Origin of the sequence: Gallibacterium genomosp. 1 (assembly GCF_000771875.1) — a bacterium.
GTDB lineage: Bacteria > Pseudomonadota > Gammaproteobacteria > Enterobacterales > Pasteurellaceae > Gallibacterium.
The window spans coordinates 43,799-66,254 of record NZ_JPXX01000023.1 but is presented as its reverse complement, the minus strand read 5'-3'; the positions used below and the strand labels follow the sequence as shown (position 1 = coordinate 66,254).

18 protein-coding genes and 1 pseudogene are annotated in these 22,456 nt (G+C 33.9%); 18 read left to right on the top strand and 1 reads right to left on the bottom strand.

The annotated features are described in order from the left end of the window. Window positions 1-27 precede the first annotated feature (27 nt). Both JP36_RS08555 and JP36_RS08550 read left to right on the top strand, forming a co-directional pair. Complete coding sequence (locus JP36_RS08555; RefSeq protein WP_039173868.1) at window positions 28-1,797, top strand: terminase large subunit domain-containing protein; 1,770 nt, start codon at window positions 28-30, stop codon at window positions 1,795-1,797. An 11-nt stretch (window positions 1,798-1,808) separates the two neighbouring features. Then, complete coding sequence (locus JP36_RS08550; protein WP_052119477.1) at window positions 1,809-2,810, top strand: phage portal protein; 1,002 nt, start codon at window positions 1,809-1,811, stop codon at window positions 2,808-2,810. A gap of 682 nt (window positions 2,811-3,492) precedes the next feature. Here JP36_RS08550 and fabB read toward each other — a convergent pair. Next, the gene (gene fabB / locus JP36_RS08545; RefSeq protein ID WP_039173864.1) at window positions 3,493-4,713 is read right to left on the bottom strand and encodes a beta-ketoacyl-ACP synthase I; all 1,221 of its coding nucleotides are present in this window, start codon (window positions 4,711-4,713) and stop codon (window positions 3,493-3,495) included. Between the two features lie 305 nt (window positions 4,714-5,018). Here fabB and mnmC point away from each other — a divergent pair, with 305 nt between their 5' ends. The 16 genes and pseudogenes from mnmC to JP36_RS11355 form a co-directional block, all read left to right on the top strand. After that, window positions 5,019-7,058 carry a bifunctional tRNA (5-methylaminomethyl-2-thiouridine)(34)-methyltransferase MnmD/FAD-dependent 5-carboxymethylaminomethyl-2-thiouridine(34) oxidoreductase MnmC gene (gene mnmC / locus JP36_RS08540; RefSeq protein WP_209434487.1) on the top strand — a complete coding sequence of 680 codons (2,040 nt, stop codon included), beginning with the start codon at window positions 5,019-5,021 and terminating at the stop codon, window positions 7,056-7,058. A 19-nt stretch (window positions 7,059-7,077) separates the two neighbouring features. Further along, on the top strand, window positions 7,078-7,911 hold the full coding sequence (folP, locus tag JP36_RS08535) for a dihydropteroate synthase (RefSeq protein ID WP_039173860.1): 834 nt from the start codon (window positions 7,078-7,080) through the stop codon (window positions 7,909-7,911). Between the two features lie 92 nt (window positions 7,912-8,003). Continuing rightward, the gene (glmM, locus tag JP36_RS08530) at window positions 8,004-9,338 is read left to right on the top strand and encodes a phosphoglucosamine mutase (RefSeq protein WP_039173857.1); all 1,335 of its coding nucleotides are present in this window, start codon (window positions 8,004-8,006) and stop codon (window positions 9,336-9,338) included. Window positions 9,339-9,418: 80 nt separating this feature from the next. After that, window positions 9,419-10,162, top strand: a complete 744-nt coding sequence (locus JP36_RS08525; protein ID WP_039087573.1) for an OmpA family protein — start codon at window positions 9,419-9,421, stop codon at window positions 10,160-10,162. A 199-nt stretch (window positions 10,163-10,361) separates the two neighbouring features. Continuing rightward, window positions 10,362-11,474 (top strand): LPS O-antigen chain length determinant protein WzzB, encoded by a 1,113-nt coding sequence (locus JP36_RS08520; RefSeq protein WP_039087575.1) that lies wholly within the window; start codon window positions 10,362-10,364, stop codon window positions 11,472-11,474. A gap of 1 nt (window position 11,475) precedes the next feature. Further along, a complete protein-coding gene (locus JP36_RS08515; protein WP_039173855.1) occupies window positions 11,476-12,879 on the top strand; it encodes a lipopolysaccharide biosynthesis protein in 1,404 nt (467 codons plus the stop codon). Beyond that, window positions 12,876-13,871, top strand: coding sequence for a polysaccharide pyruvyl transferase family protein (locus tag JP36_RS08510; protein WP_039173853.1), 996 nt, complete (start codon window positions 12,876-12,878; stop codon window positions 13,869-13,871). Before JP36_RS08515 ends, JP36_RS08510 begins: the two co-directional genes overlap by 4 nt. Continuing rightward, window positions 13,871-14,779 carry a glycosyltransferase family 2 protein gene (locus JP36_RS08505; protein WP_039173852.1) on the top strand — a complete coding sequence of 303 codons (909 nt, stop codon included), beginning with the start codon at window positions 13,871-13,873 and terminating at the stop codon, window positions 14,777-14,779. The genes JP36_RS08510 and JP36_RS08505 overlap by 1 nt, the downstream gene beginning before the upstream one ends. Window positions 14,780-14,801: 22 nt before the next feature. Further along, window positions 14,802-16,064, top strand: coding sequence for a hypothetical protein (locus JP36_RS08500; protein ID WP_039173850.1), 1,263 nt, complete (start codon window positions 14,802-14,804; stop codon window positions 16,062-16,064). Next, window positions 16,054-17,178: a glycosyltransferase gene (locus tag JP36_RS08495; protein ID WP_039173848.1), complete on the top strand. Its 1,125-nt coding sequence runs from the start codon at window positions 16,054-16,056 to the stop codon at window positions 17,176-17,178. The genes JP36_RS08500 and JP36_RS08495 overlap by 11 nt, the downstream gene beginning before the upstream one ends. Before the next feature lie 17 nt (window positions 17,179-17,195). Then, window positions 17,196-18,005, top strand: coding sequence for a glycosyltransferase (locus JP36_RS08490; RefSeq protein WP_039173846.1), 810 nt, complete (start codon window positions 17,196-17,198; stop codon window positions 18,003-18,005). A gap of 8 nt (window positions 18,006-18,013) precedes the next feature. Further along, entirely contained in the window at window positions 18,014-19,156 is a 1,143-nt protein-coding gene (locus tag JP36_RS08485; protein WP_039173845.1) for a GDSL-type esterase/lipase family protein, read from the top strand. A 10-nt stretch (window positions 19,157-19,166) separates the two neighbouring features. Further along, complete coding sequence (locus JP36_RS08480) at window positions 19,167-21,044, top strand: LTA synthase family protein (RefSeq protein ID WP_039173843.1); 1,878 nt, start codon at window positions 19,167-19,169, stop codon at window positions 21,042-21,044. Window positions 21,045-21,056: 12 nt separating this feature from the next. Beyond that, window positions 21,057-21,800, top strand: a complete 744-nt coding sequence (gene ubiG, locus JP36_RS08475; protein WP_039173841.1) for a bifunctional 2-polyprenyl-6-hydroxyphenol methylase/3-demethylubiquinol 3-O-methyltransferase UbiG — start codon at window positions 21,057-21,059, stop codon at window positions 21,798-21,800. A 2-nt stretch (window positions 21,801-21,802) separates the two neighbouring features. Further along, window positions 21,803-22,063: a YcgL domain-containing protein gene (locus JP36_RS08470; RefSeq protein WP_013745120.1), complete on the top strand. Its 261-nt coding sequence runs from the start codon at window positions 21,803-21,805 to the stop codon at window positions 22,061-22,063. Window positions 22,064-22,107: 44 nt separating this feature from the next. Further along, window positions 22,108-22,269, top strand: a pseudogene (locus tag JP36_RS11355) (IS3 family transposase); the annotation flags it as partial. Window positions 22,270-22,456: the final 187 nt, after the last annotated feature.

Sequence of the window (22,456 nt, the reverse complement as noted above, 5' to 3'; positions counted from 1 at the left end):
TTTCTATGCGCTATCTATGATTAACGCATGGAAAAAGAAAACATTAAAACAACACTATCCGCGGAACAAAAACGCCAAGCACAAATTATGTACTGGGCGGGTTATCGCATATCTGAAATTGCGAAAACCTTAGCAATTCCCGCTTCGACAATCTCAAGTTGGAAAGAACGCGAGAAATGGGAAGATACGGCACCAGTTGGGCGAGTAGAAGTTTCTCTAGAGGCAAGGCTTTGTTTGTTAATTAACAAAGAAGATAAGACGGGTCATGACTTCAAGGAAATTGATCTATTAAGCCGGCAAATGGAACGTATCGCACGTATTAAAAAATATAGTAACGGCGGGGGTAATGAAACTGATTTAAATCCAAATATTAAAAATCGTTATAAAGCAGAGCGCAAACCTGCAGAAAAAAATGCGATTAATGAGGAACAGGAAGAAGCATTAATTAATGGCTTTTTATCTGAAATGTTTGCGTATCAGCGCAGGTGGTACGACGCTGGACTGCAATATCGGATTCGCAATATTTTAAAAAGTCGTCAAATTGGTGCGACTTATTATTTTGCGCACGAAGCTTTTATTGATTCGCTAAAAACAGGGCGGAATCAGATCTTTTTATCAGCCAGCAAAAAACAAGCTTTACAATTTCGTAGTTACATTTGTGATTATGCAAAAAAAACGGCAGATGTTGATTTAAAAGGTGAAACAATCAAATTACCTAATCAAGCCGAATTGATTTTTTTAGGAACAAACTCAAATACGGCGCAATCTTATCACGGCAATTTGTATTTTGATGAAATCTTTTGGGTACCGCGTTTTGAGGAAATTCGCAAGGTGGCGTCTGGTATGGCGTCACAAAAGCAATTTAGGCAAACCTATTTTTCTACACCATCAGCAATTTCACACTCCGCTTATCCTTTTTGGTCTGGGCAACGTTTCAATAAAGGGCGTCCTGCAGATCAACGTAAGGAATTTGATTTATCACACACATTTTTAAAAACAGGTCGGTTAATGCCTGATGGGCAATGGCGTCAGATTGTGACAATTTATGATGCCGAAGAGGGCGGTTGTAATCTGTTTGATATTGAGGCATTGAAACTGGAATATTCCGTCGAAGAATTTGAGCAGTTGTTTTTGTGTCAATTTATCGATGATAACAGCAGTGTATTTAAGTTTATCGACTTGCAAAAGTGTGGTATTGACTCGTTGGAAGTATGGAAAGATTTTAACCCATTTTATCAGCGTCCTTTTGGTAATCGCCCTGTTTGGATTGGGTATGATCCCGCTTATACAGGTGATAGAGCCGCACTAGTCATCGTTGCACCGCCTGCGGTTGAAGGGGGTAAATTTCGTTTATTGCATTATCAAACTTTTCACGGTATGGATTTTGAGCAGCAAGCAGCACGGATTAAGCATTATTGTGATTGTTATAATGTTGTGAGAATGACGGTTGATAAAACGGGTATGGGCGAGGGTGTTTACCAGTTAGTGAGCAAGTTTTTTCCGACTGTGCAAGGCTTGTCTTATAACCTCGACGTGAAAAATGAGATGGTGTTAAAAACGTTGAATATTATTCAGAAGCGGCGCTTTGAGTTCGATCAAGGTGATAAAGATATTATTACTAGCTTTATGACCATCAAAAAGCAAGTAACTAAATCTGGGCGTCAGATTACTTATGTATCGGATCGCTCGGAAGAAGCCAGTCACGGCGATATTGCGTGGGCAATTATGAGCTGCTTTATTAATGAGCCTTACGACGCTAAAACCAACACCTCAGCCAGAATTATTGAATTTCACTAAAGGAACTAACAATGACTACACAACCTAAACTATTTGCTTTTGATGATCCAATCCCTGTTATTGATAAAGCGGAGATTTTATCTTACTTTGAAAGTGCGATTTATCTTAATAAGTATTATACAACGCCAGTTAACTTTACTGGTTTGGCCAAAGCATTTCACTCAACTTCATATCATTCAACAGCAATCACAGTAAAGAAAAATATTTTACTAAGCACATTACAAACATCTTATTTAATCTCACGTTTGGACTTAGAACGATTTGTCTTAGATTATTTGATCTTTGGCAATGCTTATTTTTATATTCACAAAAATAAATTTGGAATGCCGGTTAGACTGCAAGCTATGTTAGCAAAGTATGTCAGAAAAGGTGTTAAAGATGGAATCTATTATCAAATCACTAATTTTGTAGAGGACTTTGAATTTCCCAAAGACAGTATTTATCACTTTATCCAACCCGATTTTAACCAAGAGATTTACGGTTTACCCGAATATTTGTCTGCATTACAGTCTTCATTCTTAAATGAAGCAGCTACTTTATTTCGCCGCAAATATTATATTAATGGCGCCCATGCAGGAAGTCTTATCTATTTGACTGATCCGCTACAATCAGAAGCAAGTATTGATAATTTGGAACAACAAATCAAATCCGCAAAAGGGAAAGGTAATTTTAAAAACCTTTTTATCTATTCGCCAAATGGCAAAGAGAAAGGGTTGCAAGTAATACCGCTTTCCGACATTACCGCAAAAGATGAATTCTTGAACGTCAAGAACACTAGTCGTGATGACATCTTAGCCGCGCACCGAGTGCCTCCTCAATTACTTGGTATTATCCCTAATAATACAGGTGGCTTTGGCGATGTTGAGAAAGCGGGGAAAGTCTTTTTTATTAATGAGATTGAGCCGTTACAAAGGAAGCTCAATGAAATTAATGTTTGGTTTAGAGATAACTATAATATTAATCAAGATTTGATTAAGTTTAGTAATTACAGACTGCTAGACACAGAAAATTAATTTATATTTTTATAATTAGATAAAGGTAAAAAGCTATTGAGTGTTTTCTCAATAGCTTTTTCTTTTTTTGATGTTCGCTACCAAAAAATCGCGATGCGTACCTCGCCACGCTCGCACAATAAATGTGTAGAAAATTACGCAAAAACGCAAACAGGTCAGCTCCTTTTGCTAACTGACAGATCTTCTATTTGATACCAGATCTTTTTTAACGCATTTTTACGCAAAACTTTGCATTTTTATGATCTAAACTGATCTATTTTTTTGATTTAGATCACAAATATATAAATATTTTTAATCCTAGTATCACTTGCTCAATTTTGCACCCAATAAGTATTTTATTATTGATTTATAAGATTATTTTGTACAGGCCCTAGGCACCACTAAAAGGATTTCAAAAAAAGACCGCCGATAAAAAGGCGGTTTTTTGTTGTCACTGTATCTTCATTGTTCTGTTTAATTAAATCTTTACGAACTGTTTTATACTCTTCAATCTTTTTGAAAGCGCTAGAAATTTTTTATTTGTCCCTTTGTCAGACCTAAGATTTTATCTATTGCATTTAATAAAATAGTAAGGTGCGAACTGTTCATAAATTAGTTCAACAATTATTCCTCAATAGATGTGATAAATAAAAAAGAGATCTAACCATTTAGATCTCTTTATTATGCAGATATAGATGATAAATTATGCTTGGTAACGTTTGAACACTAATGTTGCGTTAGTTCCGCCGAAACCGAAGCTGTTCGACATCACAGTCTGTAAGTTGGCATTACGAATGGTTTTAGTGATGATATTACAACCTTCAGCACGTTCATCAAGTGTTTCAATATTGATGCTTGGAGCGATAAAGTCGTGTTCTAACATTAACAGACTATAGATAGCTTCGTGTACACCTGCTGCACCTAAAGAATGACCGGTCATTGATTTTGTTGAAGAGATTGCTGGTATTTTATCAGCAAAGACATTTTTGATCGCTTCAAGTTCTTTTACATCACCAACCGGAGTTGAAGTGCCGTGTACGTTAAGATAATCAATCGGAGTATCAACGGTAGCCAGCGCTTGCTTCATACAACGTTCTGCACCCTCTCCACTTGGAGCTACCATATCGTAACCATCGGATGTTGCACCATAGCCTACAATTTCAGCATAAATTTTTGCGCCGCGAGCTAAAGCGTGTTCTAATTCTTCAACCACGACAATACCGCCACCACCGGCAATGACGAAACCATCACGGTTTGCATCATAAGCACGAGAAGCTTTTTCCGGAGTATCGTTATATTTTGTTGAAACAGCACCCATTGCATCAAATTCACAGGCACATTCCCAAGACAACTCTTCAGCTCCGCCAGCGAAAACAACATCTTGTTTACCCAATTGAATTAATTCAACTGCGTGACCAATACAGTGCGCGGAAGTGGCACAAGCTGAACTGATACTGTAATTGACACCTTTAATTTTAAATGGAGTTGCTAAACAAGCTGAAACACTTGATGCCATTGTACGGGTTACTGCATAAGGTCCGATAGCTTTAACTCCGCGAGGTGTACGCATTGCATCAGCAGCTACGATCTGATTATGTGCGGAACCTGTACCAGCACCTACCACTAAACCGGTTCTTTCGTTGGATACTATCTCTTCGCTTAATCCAGCGTCTGCAATAGCTTCTTTCATAGAAAGATAGGCATAAGCAGCAGCATTTCCCATAAAACGCATTACTTTGCGATCAATGTGTTCGCTTGGTGTGATTTTCACTGTGCCGGCAATGTGAGAACGCATCCCCACTTCAACAAATTCCGGCATAGTAGTAATACCTGATTTCCCTTCTAATAATGACGCCAACACTTCGTCTTTGTTATTCCCGATACTGGAAATAACGCCAAAACCAGTAATTACAGCTCTTTTCATTCGTTGTCCTTAATGTCGCTTTTGATATAAAAATTAAAAAATTGTTGGTTGTTATACTAGGAATTTCCTAGATTACAAGAAATTTTTGCAAAACCGCCAACAGATAAGACCATTTTAAAACGCTATTGAACAATTCAAACTGAGAATAGTGAAATTATTCGTATCCGACAGAGCGTTTAATTTGCCCACAAATTATCGGTGATAAAGTCAAATGTTTCAACCGATTAGGAGATTTTGGTGAAATCGAGTGCTCATTATAATATCATTAGCTACCTTGATAAAGATTGTTATGAGTTGTTATGTCTATTCAAAAAATCTCGTTTGCACAGATTTCTTTTGAAGTGCAAACGCCGAAATCGGAACAGTTTGGAGATGTTTATTTTTCTGCTGAAGATGGATTAGAAGAGAGTCGTTATGTTTTTCAGCAGGGAAATGCGCTATGGCAGCGTTGGCAACAACATTCTGCATCACATTTTGTGATTGCAGAAACCGGATTTGGTACTGGTTTAAACTTTTTTGCGGTTTGTGAACTTTTTCATCAATTTAGAGAGAGTTTCCCGCAATCACCGTTGAAACGGTTATTTTTTATTAGCTTTGAAAAATATCCGCTTACTAAAACTGCATTGGAGCAAGCTTATCAGGATTACCCTCAATTCCAATCATTGTTACAACAACTGTTGTTTCATTGGCAACAACCGATTGCTGGTTGTTATCGTTATCATTTTTCGTCAGATATTTATTTGGATTTGTGGTTTGGTGATTTGAATGAGAATTTGCCTCAGCTTGGCGATTATTATAATGAACGTGTAAATGCTTGGTTTTTAGATGGTTTTGCACCAAGTAAAAATCCAAGTATGTGGAGCGATTTTCTATTTCAACAAATGTTTCGTTTAACAGCGGTAGGTGGCACATTTTCTACTTTTACATCGGCTTCTTTAGTGCGTAAAGGCTTACTTTCAGCAGGGTTTCAAGTGGAAAAACGGAAAGGCTTCGGGCGAAAAAGAGAGTGTCTACAAGGTGTGAAAACTACGGCGATAAAACAGGAGTTTGTGTTACCTTGGTATTTACCACAAGAGGCACAACAAAAGGATGAAGTGGCTATTATTGGGGGTGGTGTTGCCAGTATCTGTTTAGCTTATTCTTTAATTCAGAGAGGTTGCCGAGTAACGATATATTGTAAGGATAATGCTCCGGCCTTAAATGCTTCCGGCAATAAGCAGGGAGCATTTTATCCGCAATTAAGCGATGATGATGAACGTCATTGCCGATTTTATGCTTATGCTTTTGCTTATGGACAGCAGTTTTTAAAACAGTTAGCAAGCAGGGTTGATTTTGAACATCAATGGTGTGATGTGTTGTTATGTGGTTATCAAGCATCAGTGTTGAAAAAATTGCATAAAATTGCCGAACGTGGTTTTCCGGAAAATCTGTTCCAGTTACAGACGGCGGAGCAGTTAAGTAAACGAGCAGGTGTTGAGATAAATTGTGATGGTGCTGTGATTCAAGGCGCTTCTTGGCTGAATCCACGGCAAATGGTGCAGAATACGGCTCAATTTTTGCAACGACAAGGAGTAAAAATTGTGACGCAAACTGATATTGATTGTTTGCAGTATGAGCAAGGGAAATGGACGTTGTTCAGTGGTAAACAGCAGTTTGAACATCAAACAGTCGTGATTGCTAATGGGCATAAATTAAATTGTTTTTCGCAAACAGAAGAATTACCTACCTATTCGGTACGGGGGCAAGTTAGCCAAATTCCGACTTCACCTCATTTGCAGCAGTTAAAAGCAATATTATGTTATGACGGCTATTTAACTCCTGTGGATACAGCTAAACAATTCCATTGTTTAGGAGCAAGTCATATACGAAATTGTGAAACGAGAGATTTTAGCGAGCAGGAACAACGAGAAAATCAGCAAAAAATTCAACAAAATTTAGCACCGTCACGCTGGGTGGAAGAGATTGATGTGAGTGCGAATTTAGCGAGAACAGGTGTACGCTGCAATGTTCGTGATCGACTGCCGATTTTTGGTAATGTCGGTGATTTTGCTCAACAAACTCAGGATTATCATAATATTTTTAATTTACGTCGACGCCATCAATCAATAGTAAAAGCGGCATATTATCCGAATTTATATCTGTTGGGTGCATTAGGTTCAAGAGGTTTGACTTCCGCACCATTATTGGCAGAAACCTTAGCTTCCTTAATTTATGGTGAACCATTACCGTTGGGGCAAGATATTCTAACAGAGTTGGCTCCGAATCGTTTTTGGTTACGAAAATGGCTCAAGGGTACGCCGGTAGTGAGTAGAGCGAAAAGAAAAATAGAGGGATTTGATTTATAACTGTTTTAAGAAGGTAAGAATGGAATTATATAGTAAAAATCAAAGAGTATTAGATCTTTCTCAAACACAAGTGATGGGAATCCTTAATGTAACACCAGACTCTTTTTCTGATAGCGGTAAATTTTTTTCATTGGATAAAGCATTGTATCATACAGAAGAGATGTTAAAGCAAGGAGCGAGCATTATTGATGTTGGTGGTGAGTCAACACGTCCAATGGCGGAGGAGGTAACGTTACAGCAAGAATTGGATCGAGTGATTCCTGTGGTTGAAGCGATTAGGCAGCGTTTTGATTGTTGGATTTCAGTAGATACCTCAAAAGCGGAGGTAATGAAAGCCGCTGCGAATGTTGGAATGGATTTGATTAATGATATTCGAGCATTAACAGAAGAGAGGGCTTTACAAACGGCTGTGCAATTAGATTTACCAGTCTGTTTAATGCATATGCAGGGACAACCGAAGACAATGCAAGTTGATCCTGAATATCAGAATGTAGTAGAGGAAGTGTTGGCGTGGTTGCTACAACGAGCAGCAATTTGTGAACAGGCAGGTGTACGAAAAGAAAATATTATTTTGGATATTGGATTTGGTTTTGGTAAAACCTTACAGCACAATTATCAATTATTGAATCATTTAGAACAATTTGTTTCGACCGGTTATCCGTTGTTAATTGGTTTGTCACGAAAATCAATGATCGGTAATCTATTACAGAAAGATGTCAATCATCGCTTAGTCGGTAGTGTTGCCGGTGCTTTAATTTCCGTAATGAAAGGAGCTCATATTGTAAGAGTACACGATGTTGAAGCGACAGTTGATGCTTTAAAAGTATGGCAAGCGACAAAAGCAGCAATTTGAATAAATTTTTAGGGTTTACATACAGATTAATAGTCAATTTAGAGTAGAATAGCGACATTTTACTGTTTGAACAAACTGAATAAGGAATAAAAATGGCAGAACGTAAATACTTTGGTACTGACGGCGTGCGTGGTCGTGTCGGTACTTATCCTATTACACCAGAATTTGCATTAAAATTAGGATGGGCGGCCGGAAAAGTCTTGGCAACCCAAGGTTCAAGAAAAGTGTTAATTGGTAAAGATACGCGTATTTCCGGTTATATGCTGGAATCAGCATTAGAAGCTGGTTTGGCGGCAGCGGGGTTGTCAGCGGCGTTTGTTGGTCCAATGCCAACACCTGCAATTGCCTATTTAACCAGAACTTTCCGTGCGGAAGCAGGAATAGTAATTTCTGCATCACATAATCCTTATTATGATAATGGTATCAAGTTTTTTTCAGCCCACGGTACCAAATTACCAGATGATATTGAATTAGCTATAGAAGAGTTATTAGAACAACCAATGACCTGTGTAGAATCAGCAGAATTAGGTAAAGCTAGTCGTATCAATGATGCTGCAGGTCGTTATATTGAATTTTGTAAAAGTACGTTCCCAGCACATTTAAGTTTAGAAGGTTTAAAGATTGTTGTTGATTGTGCAAATGGTGCAACTTACCATATTGCGCCGAATGTTATGCGTGAGCTTGGTGCAACCGTGATAGAGATCGGTACAAAACCGGATGGTATGAATATCAATGAACGTTGTGGTGCAACCGATGTGCGTGCGTTGCAGGAAGTGGTTGTACAAAGTAAAGCGGATGTTGGTTTAGCTTATGATGGAGATGGTGATCGTATTATGATGGTTGATCATCTAGGAAATAAAGTTGATGGTGACCAAATTCTTTTCATTATTGCGCGTGAGGCCTTGCGTTCCGGTAAACTTTCTGGTGGTGTTGTGGGGACTTTGATGAGTAATATGAGCTTGGAATTGGCATTAAAAATGTTGGGTATTCCATTTATTCGTGCCAAAGTGGGTGATCGTTATGTATTGGAGCAAATGCAGGCACGCAACTGGAAATTAGGTGGTGAAAATTCTGGACACATTATTATTTCTGAGAAAAACACAACCGGTGATGGTATTGTTGCTTCATTGGAAGTATTGGCAGCAATGGTTAATCACGGTTTATCATTGAATGAGTTGGCTAGTGGGGTACAGTTATTCCCACAAGTGTTAATCAATGTTCGTTTTGAAGCAGGAAGTAATCCTTTAGAAAATGAAACTGTTAAACAGGTGGCTACTGAAGTTGAACAAAAATTATACGGTAAAGGTCGAGTGTTATTACGTAAATCTGGTACAGAACCTGTTATTCGTGTGATGGTTGAATGCGAAGATCAAGAGTTTGCTCAACAGTATGCAGAGGAAATTGCGGCAATTGTGAAGAAAAATTAATTTAAATAAATGCAAAATGTGCTTTTATTCGGTAGAATTAAAAGTGTTTTTTATTATTTTTAACATAAAGGATAAAGTTTATGAAATTGACAAAATTGCTCATTCCTACAGCATTATCTATTATACTGTCTGCTTGTGGAAATTTAAGTAAAGTTAGTGATGAGGGAACAACGGATAAACCGGTATGGCCAAAAATTGAAGAAAGCTTATTCAATAGTAACGGTTCTCAAAAAGGAACTTGGCCAAATTGGGATAATGTTCATATGATTGAAAAAGGAATGAACAAAGATCAGATTTATTACTTGATTGGTCGTCCTCATTTTGCTGAAGGGCTTTTTGGTGTACACGAATGGGATTATGTATTTAATTATCGTGAAAATGGTGTGCATAAAATTTGTCAATATAAAATCTTGTTTGATAAAAATATGGAAGCACAATCTTTCTTCTGGTTACCGGAAGGTTGTGGTGATCGTACCGAGTATCAGCTTTCAAGTGATTTCCTATTTGACTTCGATTCAGCCAACTTAAAACCGGAAAGTCAAAAAGTAATTGAAGATTTAGTCAATAAATTGTCTAAAAATAAACAGATTTGGATCACTGGTTATACGGATCGTTTAGGTTCAGAGTCTTATAATTTAGCTCTTTCTCAACGTCGTGCTGTAGCTGTGAAAAATGCGATGGTGGCGTTAGGTATTCCAGCTTCTCGTATTCAAGCAATAGGAATGGGGAAAGCAGATCAGGTTAAAGCTTGTGAAAAAGAAACAGGCTCGGCATTGCGTCAATGTTTAGCACCGAATCGTCGTGTTGTGATCTCAACTAATTAATTGCTCTTCTTATTTGATAAAAGGCTTGTTAAAAATATTAATAAGCCTTTTTCTTTTCAATTTATTTTTAGTAGTGCTAAGTGTAAAATAAGTCATTTATCTTAAGCTATAACAACCAATAATCAAATGGCTTTTATATGCGTTAATCTTTTTTATTAAGATTAAACATAAAAAAGAAAGCATAAAGGATATCTCAAGTATGACATCAGAATCTAATGTAAGATCAGACAATAATTTTAATCTTATTATTTTATTTCAATATTATTGGCGTAAAAAATGGTGGATTTTGTTATCTACTTTATTGTTTACTTTTGTTTCTTATCTTTATGTAAATACAATTAAACCGGAGTGGAGTAGTAGTGCTGAAGCAGTGCCGGCAAGTAATGGTTCTATTGAGGCATTGCTAGATTTGCAGCAACGTTATAGCTTAATTAGTAATGAGCCTTTTTCTATGCAGGGTATTTCAAGTTCTTTGTTTAATCAGTTCGTTAATAATATTTCGATTATTGATGCTCGTAAACAATATTTTTTGGAATCTCCCCTTTATCAACGACTCAGTGTAAATCAAAGCGACACGCAGAAGCAAGCTCTTTTGAATAGATTAATTAAAAGTATTTCAGTAATTACACCAGATATGACGAAAAAAGGAAATAATATTACTGTAATTACAGCAGAAAATAGAGCTTTAGCAGATATTCCATCCGTTAAAATTAGCTTTATTGATAATGATGAACAGCTATTGCAATCAACATTGGATGGCTTTGTAAAATATGTCAATCGTATTACTTATCAACAAGAAATTGAAAATTTATTAATTCAAATTAAACAGAAAATTAAGGCTTTAAAATACCAACAACAGCAAATTACTGATCAGTTAATGTTGGAAAAACAGACTTATTTGCAATATCTACAGACTGCTTATAATGTTACTGCATTAGTAGAGAAAAATAAGGGAAATAATATTAATATCAATGTTAATATTGATTTGGCGAAAAATATAACACAATTAGATAATCCTTATTTGTATTTATTAGGACGAGAAAATTTAGCTGCACAAATTGAAGCAATACAGCAGCAAAATATTATTTATCCTATTTCTTATTATCAAGCAAAAACACAGATAGCAGAGTTGGTAAAATTGGTAGATGAAACTGATAAATTGAAAATAAATATTTTTCAATATAAAAATCCTCCAAGTTTTCCGGTTAAAATTAAACCACAAAAAAGTTTAATTTTGGCAATTGGTGTGTTGTTTGGATTTATATTATCGTGTTTAGTTTTGTTATTTATTAAAGTATTAAAGAAAGATTAATATGTCTAATACAATTGGCGATAAGTTGCTCAAAAATACACTGATCTATAGTATTGGTAGTTTTGGTTCAAAAATTTTATCATTTCTATTATTGCCTATTTTTTCACTTTATCTAACAACAGTAGAAATGGGACAATATGATTTAATTTTAACCTTTGCTTTATTGATTACTCCATTAATAACGTTACAATTATCAGATGCAGTTTATCGATGGTTAATTGTAGATAATAAAATAAATATTGCAGGAAAAATAATTACAACAGCTTTAAGTTTATTCCTAGTTGTGACCATAGTTGTATTTATTGTGGTGGGGATTATTGTTTATTTTTATCCACAACCTTATGTCGTGGAAACAATGTTATTTCTTTTCTTTTCTGCACTCTTTTTTATTTTACAACAAGTATTACGTGGACTAGGATTAATACAAAAATTTGCATTAATCGGTATTTTATATTCGTTATTATTAGTATTATTTTCATTAGTCTTTTTATGGACTTATGATAATAAGTTACGAGCTATATTATTAGCAATGATTGTAGCAAATGTTGTCGTTAATATTATTATTTTATGGCGTTGGAAAGTTTATCATTATTTATCAGGAAAATATGTTGATATAAAATTAATTATACCGATGTTAAGTTATTCTTTGCCATTAGTTCCCAATGCGGTGAGCTGGTGGTTAATGACTATGGCAAATAAGTATATTATTTTCCAACAGTTAAATACGGCAGCAAACGGTATTTATGCGGTTTCATCACGATTACCTAGCATTTTAATGATTGTTTTTTCACTCTTTTTACTCGCGTGGCAAGATATCATTTTAAAAGAGGATAAAGCAGATTATTTTGAGGAAATAACAAATACATTTTCACAGTTATCTAGATTTATGTTCTCAGTAGGTCTAATTTTTATCAGTATTAGTGAACCATTAATTCATTATCTTTTTTCATCTCGCTTTTATGAAGCTTGGAAATATATGTCGATATTGGTATTAGCAACAATATTTACTTCATTCTGTGCATTCTTAGGGATAGCATATCAACAGAAAAAGAATACATTAAAAATATTAACGACAACAATTTTTGGTGCTGTAATTAATATTATGGTTAGTTATTTCCTAATTGAATATATTGGGTTATTTGCAGCAGCATTGGGAACGTTATTAAGTTTTATTTTGGTATTTGTTATTCGTCAGCAGGATGTAAAAAGTTTTTATCCTGTAGTTTTAACAATAAAGTCTTTCTGGATGCCGCTTATTTTAAGTTTAGGCTATTGTTATCTTGTTAGTTTAAATCAGGTTTATATTAATTGGAGTTTGTTTGTAATTGCATTAATTATTTCTCTATTTTTAAATCAGCAATTACTTAGCAAAATCGTACAGAAATTAAAAGAGAGAGTTTTATGATTAATCCAAATAGAAAGCAGTTATCTCGTTTAAGTGAAATTATTTATGATCGTCTTGATCCATTAATTGATGGAGATTATGTATTATTAGACATTCCGGATCATCAAAATATTGGTGATCAAGCAATTTGGGCAGGTGAATTGGCGTATTTATCTCGACTTCCACATAAACTCAAATATTCGGCGCCTTATTACAATGTCGATATGAAGAAAATCGATAAGAGTGATATTATTTTATTTCATGGTGGTGGTAATTTCGGTGATGTGTGGGAAGTGTGTCAAAAATTAAGAGAAAATATTACTTCTCATTGCAGAGAAAATAAAATTATTGTTTTTCCACAAACAGTTTATTTCCAATCACAACAAAATTTAGAAAAGAGTGCTGAAATTTTTAATGCACACGGTAATGTAACTATTTGTGCTAGAGATCAAATTTCTTATGGCATTTTGAATAAATATTTTACAAAGTGTCAGATCTTACTGCTGCCTGATATGGCATTTTGTTTAAATTTGGATAATTTTATTCAAGAAGAAAAAAGTGGAAAAACATTATTTGTAAAACGTACAGATAAAGAATTAAATATAGAGGTAGATTATCACGAAGTAACCGAATTAGAAAATGTTACTGTATCTGACTGGCCAAGTTTTGAAAAAGAATTTAAACAACTGATTAAATATAATCCTAATTTTTCTTCTTTTAGCTTTAGAGAGTTTTTATTTAAAGTCGCTAATCATATGCCGATATTTATGCCGTTGTATTGCCAGCCGATTGAAAAAATAGAAAATCGTCGAGAATTTTATATGGAATTAGGAATTAATTTTCTGAATTATTACGATACTATTTATACTACACGTCTTCATTGTTTTATTTTGGGTATTCTTTTAGGGAAAGCAGTTTATATTTATGATAATTCTTATGGTAAGAATGCCTCATTCTACCAAACGTGGTTACAAGATTTTGAACAATGTTATTTATTGAATGAGTCAAAATAATGAAAAATGAAGCTTTAGTTTCAGTTATTATTCCCTGTTATAATGCTGAAAAATATATTGAAGCGGCGCTAATGTCGATTTTGCAACAGAGCTACCACCATTTAGAAGTTATTGTTATAAATGACGGTTCTACTGATAAATCAGAGGAAATTCTATTGCAATTTGCTCAGCAGGATTTACGAGTTCGTTATATTGAAAATGAAAAAAATCTAGGCTTAATTGCAACATTAAATAAAGGTATCCAGTTAGCACAAGGGAAATATATTGCGCGAATGGATGCTGATGATATAGCTTTGCCGGATCGTATTGAAAAACAGGTAGATTTTTTATCAATTCACCCGAATATTGCCGTATTAGGTGGTGCAATGAAAACATTTGGTGAAAATGTTCAATCTGAAATTTTAGCATTACCAACAGAAGATAATGACATAAAAGCTTATTTATTTTTAGCTTCAGCTTTTAATCATCCGACAGTGATGTTTAATTTATCTGTATTGGATCGTGATGATATTTTTTATCAACAGCAATATTATCGTGCAGAAGATTATGGCTTATGGATACATTTATTAGCGAAAGGATATCAATTTGCTAATTTGAAAGATGTGGTATTGAATTACCGCATATTGGAAAATAGTGAAACACGGCTATTAGCAAAAAATCTTGAGCAACGTAATCAGATAATATCAAAAATTCATCATTATTTATTGACTCATCTTAAATTATCATTAACAGATAATGAAATATTACAATATTCTTTGTCTACGAATAGAGCTAATATTGTGCAATTAAATTTAATGATGTTGTGTCATATTTATCGCAAGATCAGCAGAACAGTGAGTTATCCAGTGGGTAAATTGTTGTTTACCCGATGGGTCAAACTTTTAGGTTTAAAATGGCTGAGAAAATAGGTAGAACTAAGTGAGGGAAATAATGAGAAAAATTATATTTTATTGGTTATTTCTCACTTGGTTATTTAATATCAAATATAATTTTATTCCATTGCACCCATCATTTACGATGGGTGTAATTGGTCTTTATTTAGCATTCCAAAATTATATTAACCGAGAGCGTATCGCAGTGAATGTACTGCCGCTAGCTTTTTTATTTGTGCCTTTTGCCTTTTCATTATTGCCGGCAAAATTATTAAATCCTAGTGGGTTTGAAGTTGCTTATTTAATCCAAAATGGATTAACACCTATTATTTATCTGTTTGCTGCTTATTTTCTTTATTGTTTTGCTACTTGGATTTATCAACCTGTTGATTACCAGAAATTAACTTCTATCTGGATTACTGCAGTTGTAATTCAGTCAATATTGACAATTGGCGTCAATATATTGCCTTTTATGCAACAATTATTATTGTTTCTGATTAAATATAGTGAAGGTCGAGGTTTAATCATTGCTTCATTGGAACAAGGAAATCGATTTATCGGCTTTGGAACACAATTTTTTGGAGCAGGGATTATTTATGCCTTCACTTTAATTTTATTGAGTTTCCGTTTATCAAAACGGAGAAAGCGTATTTTATTTATTCGTGATCTGATTTTATTTGCGTTTATCAGTTTAGTCGGTTTACTGTTAGCGAGAACAGTGCTTGTCGGTATTGCGATTGGTGCAGTAATTTTCTGTTTTCAGCGTTACTTTATTAATTATTATCGATTGGCGTTATTTTGTTTCTTATTGATTCCGGGCGTGTTGCTATTGTTATTATTGTTCCTTTATGCTGTATTAAATAATTTACTTGGAATTGATTTAATGCATTCTAAATTATTCTACTTTGCAGCAGAACTCTTTATTAATCTATTTTCCGGACAAGGACTAGAAACAGAATCAACGGATATTCTATTGGAGATGTATCAAATTCTACCGACAACATTGACAACTTGGTTGGTTGGTGACGGATTTTATTTAGCACAAAATAGTGTCGACGGCCTTTATTATATGGGAACGGATGTCGGTTATTTGAGGATTATTTTTGCAACCGGAATTATTGGCGTGGTTATTAATATTGCTGTGTACGCTTATTTGTGTGCTAAAACAATGGCAATTACACCATCAAGAGCAATGCTTTATTTTGCTTTATTGAGTCTTTATTTAATTTTATTGATTAAAGGGATGGTGAGTTTTATTGCTTTATTTGGTTATTTTTATATTGCTGAATTAGCGAATGGAACAGAGAAAAATGCAGAATAATAAAATACATATCTTATATTTTTGTGGTATAGCAGTACACGGTGGAGTAGGTAGTTATTTAAAAACAGTAGCGCAAAATTTCCCACAAGGAAATTATGTCTTGCATATTAGCTATTATGCGCCACAGCGATTTGTCGAATTTGAAAATCAAATTTTAGCAGTTAATCCAAGTGTGGTTTTTCATCATCTACCAATGTTTTCAATTAAAAATTTAATTACCGGAAAATTATGGAAAGCAACCAAGCAGCTTTATCAACAATATCATTTTGATTTAGTCCACGCACATAATCCTTATTTATCTTTTATGCATTTTTATTGTGCAAAACAGAAACATATAGGACGTATTTTGCATTCACACAGCAGTCAGCCTTCGGGGAGTAAGATTAAAGCCTTAATTAATCGTTTATTTTATTCATTAACAAAACCATTAGTGACAGATCGAATTGCGTGCAGTCGGGTAGCAGGAGAATTTTTATTTAAAAATCAGCATTATAAAATTATTTATAATGCGATTGATTGTAATAAATTTGTTTTTAAAGCAGATATTAGAGCATTATTACGTAATCAATTTAATTTATCTGATAATACTATTGTTTTAGGGCATATTGGTAATTTTGAACCTGTTAAAAATCATCATTTTTTATTAAATTTAATTTCAATATTAGCGAAAAGAACGGAAAATTATAAATTGTTTTTAATTGGTGTCGGTGCTGGAGAAAATGAGTGCAAGCAATGGGTGCAAAAGCATAAATTACAAGATAAAGTTGTCTTTTTAGGTTTTCGTCAGGATGTACCGCAATTATTAAATATATTTGACCTTTTTTTATTACCCTCTTTTTTTGAAGGGTTTCCACTTTCCGTGTTGGAAGCACAATGTAACGGACTACCTAATTTGATCAGTGATCGAGTTACAAACGAAGTGGCTATTACCGATTTAGTTCAGTTTTATTCAATAGAAAATATTGATCAATGGATTGATGCAATTAGTGTGATGCAACAGAATCAGAAGCGTGAGGACTATGCTCATATTATGTCGGAAAAAGGGTTTTCTATTGAACATCATATACAACAATTAATGGATGTATATCAGCAAGTTTTACAACGTTCACACTGAGTGTGAAGGAGTTTTTAATGAAGTTTTCAGTTTTGATGTCTTTGTATTATAAAGAAAAAGCGGAATATTTGTCTCAATGTTTTGCTAGTTTAGCGGTACAAACTGTTCCGGCGAGTGAAATTGTTTTAGTGTTTGATGGGCAGATACCGCAGCAGTTGCAAGATTGTGTTGATGAATGGCAACAGAAATTACCGATTAAGATTGTGCCGCTACCAGAGAATGTAGGTTTAGGTAAAGCGCTAAATGCTGGATTGATAGAGTGCAGCAATGAATGGGTATTCCGGATGGATACTGATGATCTGTGTGTTCAAGATCGTTTTGCGAAACAGGTTGCTTATATCGAAGCCCATCCGGAGGTGTCTATGGTTGGTGGACAAATCGAGGAATTTGATGAGGCTAATCCGGGAGTTACTTCAATTCGCCGTGTGCCGGTTGAAGATGCAGATATCAAAAAAATGGCACCGGTGCGCAGCCCGTTCAACCATATGGCATTGGCATATAAAAAATCAGCAATTCAAGCAGTAGGCGGTTATCAGCATCACCTATTTTTAGAAGATTATAATTTATGGTTACGTTTTTTAAGTGCCGGTTATATTGCACATAATTTGCCTGATATTTTAATTAAAATGCGAGCAGGGCAAAATATGTATAATCGTCGTCGTGGTATGCAATATTTTAAGAGTGAATGGAAATTAGCCAAATTAAAAATAAAATTAGGTGTACAGAATCCAATCGGCGCATTAGCAGTATTTTTTGTGCGTGCATTTACCCGAATTTTACCGGGAAAACTATTAGGGAAAGTTTATAAATTATTAAGAAAAATTTAGGAATAAAAATGAAAAAAGTGGCATTAATTCCGGTATTTTCATCAGAAAATTTAATTAATAAAAATGTGTTGATGCTGGAAGGTAAATTGGTTGCCGGTTATAGCATAGAATCAGCATTGGCAGCAAAATGTTTTGAACGAATTATTGTTATTACTGATAAACAACAATATAAAGATGCTTTAAAAACTTACCCTATCGATGTTTTTAAAGTGGAGAAGCCGATTTGTTCAGTACAAGCATTATTGACTATTTGGCAACAATTAGATCCAATGGCAAAACAGAATGATTATGCTGTGATTTTAATGCCTGAAACACCTCTACGCAAAACCGAACAGATCGAGCAATGTTGCCGATTATTCGAACAGCAGGAAACAGATTATTTATATTCTATTGATCCTAGAAAACAGGAAAATCATTCAATTTATTTGTATCGATTGCCATTTAATACGTTAAATAAGTTGGTGAATATTCAAACTTATATGATGGATAAAGAAGGATCATTATTTATTGAAGATAGCTTTGAATATGAATGGGTAAAAGCAATTTTGCAATTAAGAATAAAAAATCAAACTTCTTTATTAAATGTTCAACGTAGAATAAGAGAAAAATCTAAAGATTTTAATCGTATTTCCGATATTACATTGGTAGGGCATTCTCTTTGGGATTATTGGCAAATTGAACAGTTAAATAATATTGAAGTGAACAATTTAGGCATCGGCGGCATTACCACTCAACAATATGTTGAACTAATTTTACAGAAGCAATTAATAAAAGGGTTAGGAAAAGATACCTTAATATTTTTAGGTATTAATGAAATGTTTCGTGTTGGTTGGCACGCAGAAGATACGCTTTATTGGTTGGATCAAACAGTGCAATATTTGAGAAAAATTAATGCAGAAAGTCGAATCTATTTAATGGAAGTAAGTTATGTTGCTTTTAAACGAGAAGTTAACAGTAAGATGATTGATGATTTTAATCAGCAATTGAGAGATTATTTTTCTGATAAAAATATTACATTGGTTGATGTGAACAGTGTTTTGCAGGATCAATATCATCAATTAGACTTAGCATTCACTTCTGATGGATTGCATTTTAATCCTATTGGATATAAAAAATTAGCCACCTTATTGCAAACAGTATTATTTAATTAGGACTTAATAGATGCAGCAATTAAAGCTACCAGTAAAATTACTTATTTTTTCAATTTTTTTATTTTTATTTTTTCGATTATTATTTATTGGATTATATCCAGATTATTTTCTTGATCAGATTAGTATAAAAGAGCTATTACAATCTTTTTTGTATGGAATTAGATTTGATCTTAATATTAGTGTTATTTTCTTGTCTCCTATTTTATTAATTAGCATATTACCTTTTTCTATAATTGGTTCTTTAAGATTTCAAAAGGTTTTATCTTATTTTTCACTAATTTTTTTTATTGTTTTTTCTATCATTTCTTTGATAGATTTGGCTTATTTTGGTGAAGTGTATCGTCATTTGGGTAGAGAAATTTTTTTAGTTAATAAAGATATAGGTTTTCTTTTTGATGTTGCTTTTAAATCACGTTTACTATACACCATTTCAGGATTTATTATATTAGGGATGATAATATTAAGTTATATTGCTTTTATTATTTATCCATTAAAAAATAGTGTAAATTTGAATTCGAGTTCTATATTTTCTCGCATTTTATTGGGAACTTCTTTTCTTATTTTTTGTTTTTGGCTAGCACGAGGAATGATTATTCAAGGTAGACCAATTAGTTATGCGGATGCTTTCGAGAATACAATATCAGCTTCACAAGCTAATCTAGTTTTAAATAGTCCATTTGTTGTGTGGAAGCAGTTCCGTAAGCAAGAAAAATTAGGACCAATAAATTTATTAACGGATAAAGAAAAAGATCAAATCTCTTTTAGAGATGATGTGTTTTTATTCCAATCAAATGAGAAAGAAAATTATAAAAATATAGTTTTTATTTTACTGGAAAGTTGGAGTTATAAATATATTGATGGTTTGGCACATCGTAATTATAATGTTACACCTTTTATCGATTCATTAATTGAAAAATCAATAGTTTGGGATAATTATTATGCTGCAGGGAAAAGGAGTATTATTGGTATTCAAGCAGTTCTATCGTCTGTACCAGCATTAAATAATCATCCGGTATTGGGTTTTGGATTAGAATTAAATAAGATAAGTAGGATTGGTAAAATATTAAATGATCATCAGTATCGCACTATTATGATGCAGACATCCAACCGTAGATCTTTCAATGTAAACAGTATTGCTAATGTTCTTGGATTCCAAGAATATTATGGCAAGGAAGATGTTCCTATTATAAAAAAATATCCACAGGAACCACCACATTTCGGCTGGGATTATGATAGCCTACAATTTTTATTAAATAAATTAAATGAAACACCAGAAAGTAAACCTTTTTTTGCTTTTTTATTTACTGGATCTACACACGAACCTTTTGCTGATGCTGGTGAAGAGTTTCATATTTATCCGCATGATCAATCTAATGAAAATGGTTTTTTAAATACTCTTCGTTATTCTGATTGGTCATTGGAACAATTTATGAAAGCAGCCGAAAAACAGCCTTGGTATCAAAATACTATTTTTATTTTTACTGCGGATCATACATTAAATTCATTACCTTCAGAAAATTTAAAAGAGCAGTTTCATATTCCTTTGATTGTTTATTCACCGGATGGCAGTTTACCGGCAAAAAGAGAATCTCAATTTGCTTCACAATATGATTTATTTCCAACAATGTTGGATTTATTGGGTATTGATACGCCGATATCTACTTTCGGACAATCTTTATTACATCCAAAAACAACTGCACCGACATTATTTGTCAGTAACGGACAAATTATTGGTATGATCAGTCCTGCCGGAACAGCTACTTTTTTAGAACAGAAGCAGTTGTCTATAAGTAATGATAATGATGAATTAAGACAGCAAATATTAAAATTCAAACAAAGAGTTACTTTAGCGGATATGATGTTGGATAATAACCAATGGGCTAAGTAAAGGGAGATAAATATGCAACAGCTAAATTCGGAAAATAAAAATATAGATCAGCAAGAATTGGATAAATTTTCCAAAATGGCGGCGAGTTGGTGGGATTTAAATGGTGATTTTAAACCAATTCATCAATTAAACCCTTTGCGTTTGAATTATATTTTGCAACACAGCAATGGGTTGAATGGGAAAAAAGTGCTGGATGTTGGTTGTGGTGGCGGTATTTTATCTGAAAGTATGGCAAAATCCGGCGCAAACGTAACCGGTATTGATATGAGCCCACAGCCACTTGCCGTTGCCAAACAACACGCACAAGACAATAATTTAATAATCGATTATCAGCAATCTACAATTGAGGATTTTTTACAGCAACATCAACAACTTCAAGCAGAAAAATTTGATGTAATTACTTGTATGGAGATGTTGGAACACGTTCCTGATCCGCTCTCAATTATTCGTAGTTGTCGGGAGTTATTAAAACCTGATGGAGTATTGTTTATGTCCACCATTAATCGCACTTTGAAAGCTTGGGCATTAGTAGTGATTGGTGCGGAATATGTTTTGAAAATGTTACCTCAAGGTACCCACGATTATGAAAAATTTATTAAACCAGCGGAATTATTGGCTTATTGCGACCAAGTTGGATTAGCTTGTCAGCAATTGAAAGGATATCACTATAACCTGCTTACAGGTAATTTTTGGCTTAATGATGATGTCAGCGCCAATTATTGGGGAGTATTTTGCCATAGTCAGAATGAGGTATAACAATGTTGTGTGCTATTTATAAAAGTCGCAGAAAAGATGGAATGTATCTTTATATTGAAAAAAGAGATGATTTTTCATCAGTACCTGAGTCATTATTAAACGCTTTTGGGACACCTCAATTTGTGATGTTGTTCAATTTAGACGGAAAAAAGAAATTAATTCATACAGATAATCAAAATGTTAAAGAGCAGATTGAGCAAAATGGATTCTACTTACAGATGCCTCCGCCGGTAGAAAATCTCTTGAAAACACTTAAAAATTAGTTAATTCTTCCGCAACACAACCCACTCAGCACAATATTGTGCTGAATATGTCGAGGAAAGAAAATTGTTTAGATAATGCTGCTATGGAAAGTTTCTTTGGTCGGATGAAGGTGAAATGTTTTTATAACAACACCTTCGAAAGCATTGAAGAACTGGAATTTGTTATCAAAGAATATGTTCGTTATTACAATGAAAACAGAATTTAATTAACATTAAATGGACTGAGTCCTGTTCAATATAGAATTCAGTCCTTAAAACAATAGCCAAACTTTTCGGGATCAGAGCATTCAACTCTTTTGCTTTTTTCTTTATTTATATTGTTTACGCCCAAATGGAGTAGTGATATTAAATTTTCTGTTTATACAAGCTAACATATTGATTATATTGAGTTTA

Coding starts and splice junctions, on each gene's coding strand:
- JP36_RS08495 (WP_039173848.1), top strand. CDS start 16,054: ATGCAGAATAATAAAATACATATCTTATATTTTTGTGGTATAGCAGTA.
- JP36_RS08505 (WP_039173852.1), top strand. CDS start 13,871: ATGAAAAATGAAGCTTTAGTTTCAGTTATTATTCCCTGTTATAATGCT.
- JP36_RS08480 (WP_039173843.1), top strand. CDS start 19,167: ATGCAGCAATTAAAGCTACCAGTAAAATTACTTATTTTTTCAATTTTT.
- JP36_RS08525 (WP_039087573.1), top strand. CDS start 9,419: ATGAAATTGACAAAATTGCTCATTCCTACAGCATTATCTATTATACTG.
- JP36_RS08550 (WP_052119477.1), top strand. CDS start 1,809: ATGACTACACAACCTAAACTATTTGCTTTTGATGATCCAATCCCTGTT.
- JP36_RS08555 (WP_039173868.1), top strand. CDS start 28: ATGGAAAAAGAAAACATTAAAACAACACTATCCGCGGAACAAAAACGC.
- JP36_RS08520 (WP_039087575.1), top strand. CDS start 10,362: ATGACATCAGAATCTAATGTAAGATCAGACAATAATTTTAATCTTATT.
- folP (WP_039173860.1), top strand. CDS start 7,078: ATGGAATTATATAGTAAAAATCAAAGAGTATTAGATCTTTCTCAAACA.
- JP36_RS08470 (WP_013745120.1), top strand. CDS start 21,803: ATGTTGTGTGCTATTTATAAAAGTCGCAGAAAAGATGGAATGTATCTT.
- JP36_RS08485 (WP_039173845.1), top strand. CDS start 18,014: ATGAAAAAAGTGGCATTAATTCCGGTATTTTCATCAGAAAATTTAATT.
- ubiG (WP_039173841.1), top strand. CDS start 21,057: ATGCAACAGCTAAATTCGGAAAATAAAAATATAGATCAGCAAGAATTG.
- fabB (WP_039173864.1), bottom strand. CDS start 4,713: ATGAAAAGAGCTGTAATTACTGGTTTTGGCGTTATTTCCAGTATCGGG.
- JP36_RS08510 (WP_039173853.1), top strand. CDS start 12,876: ATGATTAATCCAAATAGAAAGCAGTTATCTCGTTTAAGTGAAATTATT.
- JP36_RS08490 (WP_039173846.1), top strand. CDS start 17,196: ATGAAGTTTTCAGTTTTGATGTCTTTGTATTATAAAGAAAAAGCGGAA.
- glmM (WP_039173857.1), top strand. CDS start 8,004: ATGGCAGAACGTAAATACTTTGGTACTGACGGCGTGCGTGGTCGTGTC.
- JP36_RS08500 (WP_039173850.1), top strand. CDS start 14,802: ATGAGAAAAATTATATTTTATTGGTTATTTCTCACTTGGTTATTTAAT.
- JP36_RS08515 (WP_039173855.1), top strand. CDS start 11,476: ATGTCTAATACAATTGGCGATAAGTTGCTCAAAAATACACTGATCTAT.